The sequence below is a fragment of the Asticcacaulis sp. AC402 genome (assembly GCF_000495835.1).
Lineage (GTDB): Bacteria > Pseudomonadota > Alphaproteobacteria > Caulobacterales > Caulobacteraceae > Asticcacaulis.
Window position 1 is genome coordinate 135,420 of the sequence record NZ_AWGC01000004.1, and the last position, 12,387, is coordinate 147,806.

Annotated in this window: 9 protein-coding genes; 5 read left to right on the forward strand and 4 right to left on the reverse strand. The window is 61.0% G+C overall.

Features of this window, described 5'->3' with window-relative positions:
- Positions 1 to 47 precede the first annotated feature (47 nt).
- The gene (locus tag ABAC402_RS23095) at positions 48 to 1,634 is read left to right on the forward strand and encodes a carboxylesterase/lipase family protein (RefSeq protein WP_023448017.1); all 1,587 of its coding nucleotides are present in this window, start codon (positions 48 to 50) and stop codon (positions 1,632 to 1,634) included.
- A gap of 367 nt (positions 1,635 to 2,001) precedes the next feature.
- Positions 2,002 to 2,151 carry a hypothetical protein gene (locus tag ABAC402_RS40075; protein WP_023448018.1) on the forward strand — a complete coding sequence of 50 codons (150 nt, stop codon included), beginning with the start codon at positions 2,002 to 2,004 and terminating at the stop codon, positions 2,149 to 2,151.
- A 183-nt stretch (positions 2,152 to 2,334) separates the two neighbouring features.
- Here ABAC402_RS40075 and ABAC402_RS23100 read toward each other — a convergent pair whose 3' ends face one another.
- A complete protein-coding gene (locus ABAC402_RS23100; protein ID WP_023448019.1) occupies positions 2,335 to 3,237 on the reverse strand; it encodes an Hsp33 family molecular chaperone HslO in 903 nt (300 codons plus the stop codon).
- 211 nt (positions 3,238 to 3,448) lie between these two features.
- Here ABAC402_RS23100 and serA point away from each other — a divergent pair, with 211 nt between their 5' ends.
- On the forward strand, positions 3,449 to 5,371 hold the full coding sequence (gene serA / locus ABAC402_RS41070) for a phosphoglycerate dehydrogenase (RefSeq protein WP_031235091.1): 1,923 nt from the start codon (positions 3,449 to 3,451) through the stop codon (positions 5,369 to 5,371).
- Positions 5,372 to 5,682: 311 nt separating this feature from the next.
- Here the strand turns inward: serA and ABAC402_RS23110 are convergent, their stop codons facing one another.
- The gene (locus ABAC402_RS23110; RefSeq protein ID WP_023448021.1) at positions 5,683 to 6,114 is read right to left on the reverse strand and encodes a hypothetical protein; all 432 of its coding nucleotides are present in this window, start codon (positions 6,112 to 6,114) and stop codon (positions 5,683 to 5,685) included.
- Positions 6,115 to 6,579: 465 nt separating this feature from the next.
- On the opposite strand from ABAC402_RS23110, the gene ABAC402_RS23115 reads away from it, so the two are divergent.
- Entirely contained in the window at positions 6,580 to 8,370 is a 1,791-nt protein-coding gene (locus ABAC402_RS23115; protein ID WP_023448022.1) for a DEAD/DEAH box helicase, read from the forward strand.
- A gap of 153 nt (positions 8,371 to 8,523) precedes the next feature.
- Positions 8,524 to 10,467: a M1 family metallopeptidase gene (locus ABAC402_RS23120; protein WP_023448023.1), complete on the forward strand. Its 1,944-nt coding sequence runs from the start codon at positions 8,524 to 8,526 to the stop codon at positions 10,465 to 10,467.
- Positions 10,468 to 10,654: 187 nt separating this feature from the next.
- Here the strand turns inward: ABAC402_RS23120 and ABAC402_RS23125 are convergent, their stop codons facing one another.
- Together ABAC402_RS23125 and ABAC402_RS23130 are read right to left on the reverse strand one after the other, a co-directional pair.
- Positions 10,655 to 11,134, reverse strand: a complete 480-nt coding sequence (locus tag ABAC402_RS23125; RefSeq protein ID WP_023448024.1) for a VOC family protein — start codon at positions 11,132 to 11,134, stop codon at positions 10,655 to 10,657.
- 146 nt (positions 11,135 to 11,280) lie between these two features.
- Positions 11,281 to 12,288 (reverse strand): sugar kinase, encoded by a 1,008-nt coding sequence (locus tag ABAC402_RS23130; RefSeq protein WP_023448025.1) that lies wholly within the window; start codon positions 12,286 to 12,288, stop codon positions 11,281 to 11,283.
- Positions 12,289 to 12,387: the final 99 nt, after the last annotated feature.

Below are 12,387 nucleotides of genomic sequence, written 5' to 3' on the forward strand. Positions count from 1 at the left end.
GATTTGGTTCTAGTTTGCGGCAAATAATCCGCCACAGGGACAACACCATGAACCGCCGCCACGCCCTTGCCGGCCTGACCGCAATCGCCGCTGGCCCGGCAGTGACACCGGTGTCGGCCAGGTCGGCAGTGTCGCGTGTCGCAACCACCGCCGGACCGGTGACGGGGCAAATCAAGGACGGGGTCGGCGTCTATCTCGGCCTGCGCTACGGCGTCGCCAAACGCTTCCAGCCACCGGTCAAACCCGAGCCCTGGGCCAAACCCTTTGCTGCGGTTGCCTACGGTCCTGCCTCGCCCCAGGGCAGTATGCCTGACCCCTACGGCCAAAGCGAAGACTGTCTGTTCCTCAACATCTGGACTCCGGAAGCCGGTACAAAAAAAACGCGGCCGGTTATGGTCTACATCCACGGCGGCGCCTATGCCAACGGTTCGGGCGGCAGCCCGCTCTATGACGGCACCAACCTGACCCTTCGGGGCGATGTCGTCGTGGTCACCGTCAATCACCGCCTCAACGCCTTCGGTTACCTCTATCTGGCACGGATGGAACGCCAGCTCGGACTGGGCGAAACCCTGAAATACTCGGGTAACTGCGGCCAGCTCGATCTGCATCTGGCGCTGGAATGGGTGCGCGACAATATCCGTAACTTTGGCGGCGATCCCAACCGGGTCTTGGTCTTCGGCCAGTCGGGTGGCGGCGCCAAGATCGCCACCATGATGGCGACGCCCTCGGCCAGGGGCCTGTTCCATCGCGCCGCCACCATGAGCGGCCAGCAGGTCACCGCATCGGGCCCCGGCAATGCCACCCTTCGCGCTGCCGCGTTCCTGGACTTCCTGGGATTGAAGCCCGACGACGACGGCCTGGCCAAGGTCCAGACCCTGCCGGTGGCCGACCTTGTCGCTGCGCTGAAAGCCAAGGACCCGGTCATTGGCTCGGGCGGCGTATACATGGGGCCGGTGCTGGACGAGACGGTGCTGTTTCGCCATCCCTTCTGGCCCGACGCGCCGGCGCAGTCGCACGACATTCCGATGATGATCGGCAATACCCGCGACGAGACGCGGGCCTTCCTTGGGGGCGATCCGCACAATTTCGAACTGACCTGGGACGAGCTGGCGGCCAAGCTGCCGCCCCAGTACCGCGTCGATATTGACCCCTATCTCGTCATCGACACCTATCGCCGGCTCTATCCCCATATGTCGCCATCGGACGTTTTCTTTGCTGCCACAACGGCCGGGCGGTCGTGGCGCGGGGCGGTCGAGGAACTGGAGGCACGCGCGAAGGCAGGCGCCGTCACCTATGCCTACCAGGCCGACTGGAAATCGCCCAAGGACGGCGGCAAGCACGGCGCGCCGCACACCATCGACATTCCGCTGGTCTTTCGCACCACGGCTGTTCCCGACAGCATTTCCACGGATAGTCCGGATGCGCGCCGGATGGCCGACCTGTTCAGCGATGCGTTCATCGCCTTTGCCAGGACGGGCTCACCTCAGACCCCCGCCCTGCCGCAATGGCGGCCCTATACGATGGAGGGGCGCGAAACCTTGCTGATGGATCTGAAGCCCAGCCTGGCCCTGGACCCGCGCGGCGAAGAACGCAAGCTGTTCGCCAAGGTACCGTTCGTGCAGCAAGGCACGTGAGATAGGTTTCCCTAACGTAATTTTTATGTAAACAGGGTGAAAACCTGCGACTTCATTACGCGGATTTGGGTATCCAGAGCGCAATCCGATAAAGTGTGCAGCACTTTTCGGATAAATTGCGCGACAAAACAAAAACTTATACCAAGCCTCATAAAGAATGACGCTTGGTATTCGCTTTTTTTCAGCTCAAGCGCCGCATGGCTCCTCGCAAAAGCTCGGGCGCGCGGTCGCGCTTGCCAACCCACGATGAGTCAAGATTTTCGCGGGTTGGTATTAGAGCGAGATGGCGATTCAAACTAAAGCCATCCCGCTCTAAGTCGCGCCGCGAAAGCGCGCATCGGCCGCGCTGGGCGATGTCAACAAGGCCGTGACCGACGTCTACGGCAAGACGCTGTCCGACTACGTCCCAGTGTCGAAACAGACCTTGTCGGTCAAGACCCTGCAGGACTTCGTCGCCTTCCAGACCGCCCTGATAGAGAAAACCGAGGACAATTTCACCACGGTGGCGCACCTCTAAAGCCTTTACATCAACGCCTTCGCAACGTCGGTCCAGCCGATCGCAGACCAGGTTCGCCAGGCACCGGAAAAACTTCAACGGGCGGCGTAGGTCCTCATCGGTATAAAGCCCCCGGCGTTGGGTTTATCCTGGCGCCGGGCGTTTCTTATTTGTTCTCCACCGCTTGCCGGGGAGGATAAGCTGCTAAAGCTCGACCAAAAACGTTTTCGAGCAATATTCGCACGTGATATGCACCATGCCATCGGCTTCAAGCATTTCACTTTGCTCTTCGGGGGTAAAGGATTGAACCAAACCCTCGACCCTTTCCTGCGAGCAGCGGCACTGCTTATGGACCAGCTTGAGCGCACTCAGCCGCACCCCGTCCTCATGGAAGAGCCGGTACAGCAGCCGGTCGGCCGTCAGGTCGAAATCAGTCAGTTCCTCCTCGCCCAGGGTCTCGAACAGGGCGCGGATATGCTGGAACGATTCACGGGTTTCGCCGCGCGTTTCGTCGCCGGCAATCGCCTGGATCATGGCGCCGGCAGCGCGCCAGCTGCGCCCGCCCAGGCCTTGCGTTTCCGTGACGGCCAGCTTGATCTGGGTCGGCACCTGCTCTGACTGGGCGAAATAGTGTTCGGCGCACAGGGACAGGCTCTCGCCCTCAATCGGGGTGATGCCCTGATAGCGCTCGGCGTGGTCTTCCGGGTCGAGCGTCATGATGAAGGTGCCCTTGCCCAGCATGCGCTCGGCGCCCAGGCTCTGGAACTTGCCCTGGTTTTCCAGGATCAAGGCGTTCAACTCCTCCGGATCGTAGCGGCAAAACCCGCGCAGGCCGCCCTTGGTGTCGTAATCGGCAACGACATAGCGCACCGCGCCAGACCCTTGCGCCTGAAGGATCAGCCGCCCCTCGAACTTCAGCGAGGCGCCGACCAGGGTGGCCAGCACGCAGGCCTCGCCCAGCAGGTTGGCGATGACCTCCGGATAATCGTGACTCTTGAGGATCTGGTCGATGGTTGTGCCCAGCCGGACCAGACGCCCGTGAACCGGGTGCGTTTCGATGACGAAACGGGCGGAATAGTCAGAGGTCGGTTCGGAAGTGTCGGGCATGAATGCAGAAGGTTTTGGTTGCACGGAATACGACTTTGTCAGGGTCGCCGTCGCTTTTAAAGACAATATGCCACCGTCGCCATAAGAAATAACGAATACGCCGATAATAGCGTTGTCTGGAGGACATATTTATCTTATCTGCGGCGCAATTGTTGCTGGCAGGGCTGCGGCTAAGCTGTGTGCCCCTGCCCACCCCATGGGCGCGTACGTCATGAATGCAAGCTTCTCCCCGCCGAACCTCGCCACCCTGATCCTCGACTTCGATTCGACCTTCACCTGCGTCGAAGCCCTGGATATCCTGGCCGAACAGCTGGCCCTGGCTGATCCGTCACGCACGGACCTCGCGCTTATCAAGCCGCTGACCGACCAGGCCATGGCGGGGGAGATCAGCTTTTCGGAAGCCCTGCAACGCCGTATCCAGATTCTGAAACCAACGCGCGACGATATCGCGGCCCTCGCACAGGCCCTGAAGGCCAAGGTCTCGGCCTCGGTCTTGCGCAACCGGGCGGTGTTCCTTGAACATCCCGGCAAGTTCCGCATCATCTCGGGCGGTTTCCACGACTTTATCGATCCGGTGGTCGCCGACTACGGTATCCACTCGCAATATGTCCTGGCCAACCGGCTGATCTGGGGCGTCGACGGTGTCGCCATCGGCGTCGACCTGACCAATCCGCTGTCCCAGGACGGCGGCAAGATCGTCGCGGTCAACATGCTCGGCCTGGCCGGCGATATCGTCATGATCGGCGATGGCTGGACGGACTACGAAGTCTATAAGGGCGGCGCCGCCGAGCGCTTCTATGCCTTTGTCGAAAACGTCGCCCGACCCAAGGTAGTGGCCGCCACGCAAGGCTGCGAGTGGACCCAAATCGCAGCCTCGTTCGACGAAGTGCTGCATGCCGAAGGCTACCAGGGACGCTATTCCTTTCCGCGCTCGAAGATGAAGGTGCTGCTGCTGGAAAACGTCCACCCGGAAGCCGTGCGCCTGTTCCGCGAGGAAGGCTATGATGTGTCGACCGTCAAGGGCGCTCTTGACGAGGACGCTCTGATTCAGGCGATCCAGGGCGTTCACATCCTGGGTCTGCGCTCCAAGACCAATGTGACAGCGAAGGTGCTGGAACATGCCGACAAGCTGATGGCCGTCGGCGCGTTTTGCATTGGCACCAACCAGATCGACCTGAAGGCCTGCTCGCAGAAGGGGGTCGCTGTCTTCAATGCGCCTTATTCCAACACGCGGTCGGTGGTGGAGATGGTGCTGGGATTGTTGGTCGTCCTGACGCGCAACATCCCCGACAAGTCGGTCGGCATGCACCAGGGCCGGTGGGACAAGTCGGCGACCGGTTCGCACGAAGTCCGCGGCAAGACGCTGGGCATTATCGGCTATGGCGCCATCGGCTCGCAGCTCAGCATCCTGGCCGAGGCCTTCGGCATGCGAGTCATCTATTTCGACCTGGCCGAAAAGCTGTCGCTGGGCAATGCCAAACGCTACCGCTCGTTCGACGCCGTGCTGGCCGAGGCCGATGTCATTTCGCTGCATGTCGACGGCCGGCGCGAGAACGAAAACCTGATCGGCGCGGCGCAGTTCGCCCGCATGAAGGACGGCGTGATCTTCGTCAACCTGTCGCGCGGCCACATCGTCGATATCGATGCCCTGGCCGCCGCGATGACGTCCGGAAAAGTCTATGGCGCTGCCGTCGACGTCTTCCCGGAAGAGCCGCGTACCAATGATGATCCGTTCACGTCACCGCTGATGGGGCTCAAGAATCTGGTCCTGACACCGCATATCGGTGGCTCGACCGAGGAAGCCCAGGAGGCCATCGCCGAGTTCGCCTCGGAAAGGCTGCTGAACTTCCTGAACCGGGGTGACACCACCTTCTCGGTCAACATGCCGAACGTTCAACTGTCAGAGGTCGAGGGCCGCCATCGCTTCCTGCACCTGCACCAGAATGTGCCGGGTGTTCTGGCCGCGATCAACGCCACCATGGCCAGGTACAATCTCAATGTTCTGGCCCAGCATCTGAAGACGACCGAGACCCTTGGCTATGTTATTGTCGATGTCGACAAGGGTTATCCTAAAGAAGCGCTGGAAGACCTGAAACAGGTACATGGAACACTGAAGTTCCGCTCGCTGACGTAACGTCAAATACCAAGCCTCATAAAGAATGACGCTTGGTATTCGTTTTTTTCAGCTCAAGCGCCGCATGGCTCCTCGCAAAAGCTCGGGCGCGCAGTCGCGCTTGCCAACCCACGATGAGTCAAGGTCATCGAAGGTTGGTATGATACCAAGCCTCATAAAGAATGACGCTTGGTATTCGTTTTTTTCAGCTCAAACGCCGGACCAGGCGCCTCCCATGGCGCCTCGCAAAAGCTCGGGCGCCCCAGAAACGTACGCTGGCGCGCTTGCCAACCCACGATGAGTCAAGATTTTCGCGGGTTGGTATAAAAACACTAGTCAAAATAGACAACGTCGTCGTCGGCCTGGTCGGGAGGATCTTTCTGGTCGGTCAGTCGCTTCCAGGCGTCGTAAACCTCCTGCGGCACCTTGGCGGGCCGGGCCTCGCCCGGTTTCAGGCTGGCGACGAAGGAAAACTTCAAGCCCATGCGGTTCGGCATGGCCCAGGCCGCCGTACCACAGCGCACAGTGTTCTGATCCAGGTCGATCAGCCACATCTGCGCCGGCAGGTCGCCGATAGCCGCCAGCGAGACGCGCGCACCGGACGCCGACTGGTCCATGATGCGGCACGGCACGATCTGGCGCGTCGACAGGAACAGCAAGGCGCCGCGGTCATCGCAGGCAAAGCGTGGCTCGGCACGCCGGTCGGCGTACTGATCGGGCATAATGATCTCGGCCTTTTGCGACCGATTGGGGCGTTCAGTCATGACGAGGCCCTCGGTGAAGCGTTTTGAAGTTCAGACGAATGGCGGCCGGAATTCAGACGCGGTACGCACAACACTCGTGCACCGGTTACGCGAAGACGGCTCAAGGCCCAAATTCATACGCCGCCATGGTTTATAAAGCGTTTGCAAAAGCGAAGACAACGAGGATTTTTGAAACGGGTATTTTCGCAGTTTCTCAAGTCTGTCCTTGACATTGGAGTCTTTTCCCGTCATTTGGCACGCTTCGCAACTGCGAAGTCTACTTGCAGCGCCGATTTTGGCGCCCGCTGGCCGCGTGAGGTATGGTCGTTTACGACTACATATCGCCAGCTTTCCAAGGCCGTTCCACGACGCGCCTGCCCCACATTCGAAGTCCGTACACGCACTTGCTTCGTCCCCTCCCGTCCTGAGCCTCAGGACCGGGCATGGACGGTTGTTGCATGCCCGCTTTGTTTGAAAGCACGTTACGTGACCAAATTTTCTGATCTGGGCCTGTCGCCCACCCTCCTCATGACCCTCGAACGCGAAGGCTACGAAAAGCCAACCCCCGTTCAGGCCCAGGCCATTCCTCACCTGCTTAAGGGCCACGACCTGCTGGGTATCGCCCAGACCGGCACTGGCAAGACGGCGGCCTTTGCCCTGCCGATCCTGCAGCACATCCTGTCCAATCGCAAGATGCCGATGCCGAAGACGACGCGCGTCCTGGTCCTGTCGCCGACGCGTGAACTGGCCTCGCAGATCGCCGAGAGCTTCAAGACCTATTCCAAGGGCCTGGGCCTGCAAGTCGCGACCATCTACGGCGGCGTCAAGTACGGCCCGCAGTACAAGGCACTTCTGGGCGGTCTCGATATCCTGGTTGCTACCCCGGGCCGTTTGATCGACCATATCGAGCAGAAGACGATCGACCTTAGCCAGGTCGAATGCTTCGTCCTCGACGAAGCCGATCAGATGCTGGACCTGGGTTTCGTCAAGCCTATTCGCCAGGTCGCCTCGCGCCTGCCGAAGAAGCGCCAGAACCTGTTCTTCTCAGCCACCATGCCGAAGGAAATCGGCGTCCTGGCGTCGGAACTTCTGACCGATCCCAAGCGCGTCGAAGTCACACCGGAAGCCACCACGGCTGAACGTGTGTCGCAGCAGGTGCTGTTCATCGAAGCCCAGCGCAAGCGTGCGCTGCTGTCGGAAATGTACGCCGACGCCGTGCTGGAACGCACCCTGGTCTTCACCCGCACCAAGCGTTCGGCCGACCGCGTTGCCGCCTATCTCCAGGCCGGCGGCGTCGAAGCGGCCGCCATTCACGGCGACAAGAACCAGTCGCAGCGTGAACGCGCCCTGCAGGCCTTCCGCGCCGGCAAGGTCCGTGCCCTGGTGGCCACTGATATCGCTGCCCGCGGCATCGACGTCGATAACGTTTCGCACGTTATCAACTACGAGCTGCCGAACGTCGCCGAAGCCTATGTTCACCGCATCGGCCGCACCGCGCGCGCCGGAAAGTCGGGCGTGTCGATCACGCTCTGTGCCGACGATGAGCGCAAGCTTTTGAAGGACATCGAGCGCGTCACGCGTCAGCGCATCCCGTCGTTCGATCGCCGCAAGGACCAGGCGCTGAAACTGCTGGACGAAGCCATCCTGGCTTCAGGCCAGACCGAAAAGCCATCGACCCCGGATCGCCTGCCCGAACACCGCAAGAAGGGCGACCCGAAGCCTGGCCAGAAGTCGCGCCGCGACGACGGCCCGCGTCACGTCGATCCGAACGCCGAGTTCGTTCACAAGCGCAGCCGCAACCGTTCCGGGTCCGGCGGCCCCGGTGGTCGTGGCGATCGCCCGCTCGCCGACACCAAGCCGTTCACCCGGGCCGAACCGCGCGTCGAACGTTACGACCCGATGACCGCCGAACGCGGCCACATCGCCGTGACCTCAAATGGCGCCGCCAAGCCGGCTCAGGTCAAGAAGCCTTTCAAGAAGGATTGGTCCAAGGACGCGCCGCGTGGTGATCGCCGTGAACATGCGCCCAGAGATCATGCGCCCAGAGAACATGCGACCAGAGAACATGCGACCAGAGAACATGCTTCGCGCGAACATGCGTCGCGTGAACATGCTCCGCGCGCCGAAAGCCGTGGTCCCAAGCCCGGCAATCGCGGTCCCAAGACCGGAAGCTACAAGACCGGAGGCTTCAAGGGTAACACCAACCCGGCCCACTACTCCGAAGCCCCCAAGCCGCGCAGCGAGGGCGCCCAGTTCAAGCGCCGTAAAAGCAGCTAAGCTGTAGGGTTAAACAACAAAAGGAGCCTCCGGCGGCTAGGATCCGAAAGGTCCTGGTCCCGGGGGCTTTTTTGCGCGTGGAATTTCACAGTTGTGTGAAGCGTGCTTTATCCGTTACAAGGTCTTTTCGGGTCTGGAGTTACGGGAACCCTTATGAAACTCAAGGCGAGCGGGAGCATTCTCAAACGCGCCGGCGTCGTGGTCGCTACCCTGTGCGCCACAGTCGCCTTCTGCCTCGTTATCCCCCTCACCGCTTGTCAGCCAAAGACCGCAGGCGAGTCCGGCCCCGAAGCCATCGTCAAGACCACCGTCGATGACCATTCCTATGCCCGGCCCCAGGTAGCGCGCGTCAATCATGTCGATATCGACCTGACCGCTGACTTCACGAAAAAACTGTTCAAGGGTACCGCGACCCTGACTCTGACCACCGAGGCCAACGCCAAACAGGTCATTCTCGACGTCAAGGCACTGACCATCGAAAAGGTCACCGATGCTTCCGGCGCGCCGCTGAAATACACGGTTGGCAAGGACGATGCGATGATGGGCTCAGCCCTGACCATCGAACTGCCCCAGGGCGCCCAAAAGATCATTGTCCATTACCAGACGACCGCCAGGAGTGCAGCACTGCAATGGCTGGACCCGTCCCAGACCGCCGGGAAGTCCAAGCCGTTCCTGTTCAGCCAGGGCCAGGAAATCCGTACCCGGACCTGGATTCCGACCCAGGACTCGCCGGCCATCCGCCAGACCTATTCGGCCCGCATCGTCGTACCGGCCGACCTCACCGTCGTTATGGCGGCCAAGGCCCTGACGCCCGAGGGCGAAGCCGTTCCCGGCCGCCCGGCCCAGCGCGCCTACCGCTTTGAGATGGACCAGCCGATCGCTCCCTACCTGATCGCCGTCGCCATCGGCGATATCGGCTTCAAGTCCTTAGGCCCGCGCACCGGCGTCTATGCCGAGACGTCCATGCTGGACAAGTCGGCCTATGAGCTGGAAGAGATGGAGGCCCTGATGACGGCCGCCGAAAAGCTGTACGGTCCCTATCGCTGGGGCCGCTATGACGTGCTGGTCCTGCCGCCCAGCTTCCCGTATGGCGGTATGGAAAACCCCATGGTCACCTTCGCCACCCCGACCATCCTGGCCGGCGATCGCTCGTTGGTTTCGCTGATTGCTCACGAACTGGCCCATTCCTGGTCGGGCAATCTGGTGACCAATGCCACCTGGTCAGACTTCTGGCTCAATGAGGGTTTCACCGTCTATTTCGAGAACCGCATCATGGAGCAGGTCTATGGCAAGGACCGCGCCGACATGCTCAAGGTGCTGGGCTATCAGGACCTTCAGGCCACGCTGAAGGCGACGAAACCGGATTTCACGCGTCTTCATCCCAACCTGAAGGGCATCGATCCGGCGGACTATTTCTCGGATATCCCCTATGAAAAAGGTGCCGCCTTCCTGCGCATGCTCGAGGGTCATTTCGGCCGCAAGAAGCTGGACGCCTATCTGAAAAGCTACTTCGAGCGCTATGCCTTCGAGAGCATGACCACCGACGCCTTCGTGGTCGACCTGCGCACCCATCTCCTCAAAAACGACGCCGACCTGGAAAAGCAGCTCAAGATCCAGCAATGGCTGTATGAACCGGGCCTGCCGGACAATGTCGTGGTGCCGAAATCGTCCCTCCTGGATAAGGTCACGGCCGACGCCGAGGGTTTTGCGACCAGCGGCGATGCCGCGGCTTTGAACGTGGCCGACTACGGCACCTTGCAGTGGGTCAATTTTCTGCGCAAGCTGCCAACGACACTCACTCTGGAGCAGATGGCGGCGCTGGATGCGCGTTTCGACTTCAGCCAGTCGAAGAACTCTGAAATCCTGTTCGAATGGCTGCAACTATCGATCAAGCACCGCTACGAACCGGCCTTGCCAATGGTTGAGGCGTTCCTTCTCAGCCAGGGCCGTAACAAGTTTTGCAAGCCGCTGTACCAAAGCCTGATGGAACAACCGGGCTGGGGCGTCGAGATGGCCAAGCGTGTCTACGTCAAGGCCCGACCGGGCTATCACGAGATGACGCGGACTAATGTCGACAAGGTTGTCGGAACGTCCTGATCGGCCGGTGGCGCGGCGCCTATGGTAAGGTTTAAACCACGAACCTCACCAACAGACACGAACAATATACGCGGCAGGCTATTCGCAACGACATCACCTGCTTAAGCGGTTTGAACGCTATAGGTTTGTGTCTGTTCGTGTGGTTCGTGGTCAAAAGGCCTTACATTAGATCCGCTGCGCGACCGCTTCAGGCATCACCACGGACGGCCGCTTCGATCTTGGCGACATCGATCTTGCCCATCTCCATCATCGCTTCGAAGGCGCGTTTGGCGATGTCACCGCCCTGGGCCATGGCTTCGGTGAGGACGCGCGGCGTGATCTGCCACGACAGGCCCCATTTGTCCTTGCACCAGCCGCAGGCACTTTCCTGACCTCCGTTGCCGACGATGGCGTTCCAGTAACGGTCGGTCTCTTCCTGATTTTCGGTCGAGATCGCGAAGGAGAAGGCTTCGGTCTGGCGGAAAACATCGCCACCATTGAGGCCCAGGCAGGGTATGCCGACAACGGTGAACTCCACGGTCAGGACATCACCCTTTTTGCCGCCGGGAAAGTCGGACGGAGCCGTGTTGACCGCGCCGACGGACGTGTCTGGAAAAACCTCGGCATAGAAGCGTGCGGCTTCTTCGGCCTCGCGGTTGTACCACAGGCAGATGGTGTTCTTGTTCATGGTCGGCTCCGGTCCAGGCGTCTCTGAGGCGACCACCAATAGCACCGGCTATCCTGGCGACAAAGGCGCCGGCGAACAGGGAGATGGCCAAAGCCGTCGACAAGCCGACGCCGACACAAGGTCAGACTCGCATTTTTTCGGTAAGCTCAGCGTTTCACGTCGAAACTGCCGCCGCTGACGAAGCCTTGGAGATCTGCCGCCGTAGCCAGGCTGGCATCGCCTGGCTGGGCATGCTTGAGACAGGCGCAGGCAATACCGTAGTCCAGGGCCTCACGGTCAGACACGGCGTTCAGGATGCCGTGGAAGACACCTGCTGCAAAGGCGTCACCGCCGCCGATACGGTCGACGATGCGTTCGATGTCGTAGGTCTCGGTCTCCAGTACCTTGCCCGGCGTGAACATCAGACCGGCCAGGCGGTTGTGGTCGACACTGACCTGGGTGCGCCGCGTACCGACCAGGCGTTTCAGATTCGGGAACAGGCCAAAGGCGTGCTCGGCGGCGTCGCGTTCGCGGCCGTTAAAGTCCTTGTCCGTGATCAGCTCGATATCACGGATGCCGCCGAACACGAGGTCGGCCTCGGCGATCAGTTCGCGGATCAGTCTAGGGGCGTCACCGCCCCAGGCCTCCCACAGCTTGGGCCGGAAGTTACAGTCGTAGGAGACCTGGATGCCCAGTTCACGAGCGGTCTGCATGGCTTTCAGTGCGGCGGCGACGCAGTTGGCACCCAACGCGGCCGTGACACCCGAGACGTGCAGCCAGCCGGCGTTCTTGAGCAGGCGGCGCCAGTTCAGGCGGTTGAATTTGGCGGTAGCAAAGGCAGACCCCGCGCGGTCGTAGAGAATGTCGGACGGACGATGAATAGCGCCGGGCGTCAGGAAATAGAGCCCCATGCGGCCGGCGCCGGTTGTGACGTCGGCAACCTCGACGCCCCAACGGCGCAGTTCCTGTTTGGCGCCCACCCCTAGCGCATTGTCGGGCACGACACTGACCATGCGGGTAACGTGGCCCAACCGCGCCAAACCGATGGCGACATTAGCCTCGGCGCCGCCGACGAAAGGCTGGAGGTTGGGGAGGGCTTCGAGCAGCTGGCCCCCTGTCGCCGTCAGCCGGATCAGCAATTCGCCAAAGCAGACAAAGGGTTGGGTATTGGCCATATGAGTTCTCCTGCACCGGCTATAGCCAGCCGGATCGCATCGAAAAAGCAAAAAATTCCGAGCCGGAAAAAAAAGACGCCGGAGAAAAACTCCGGCGTC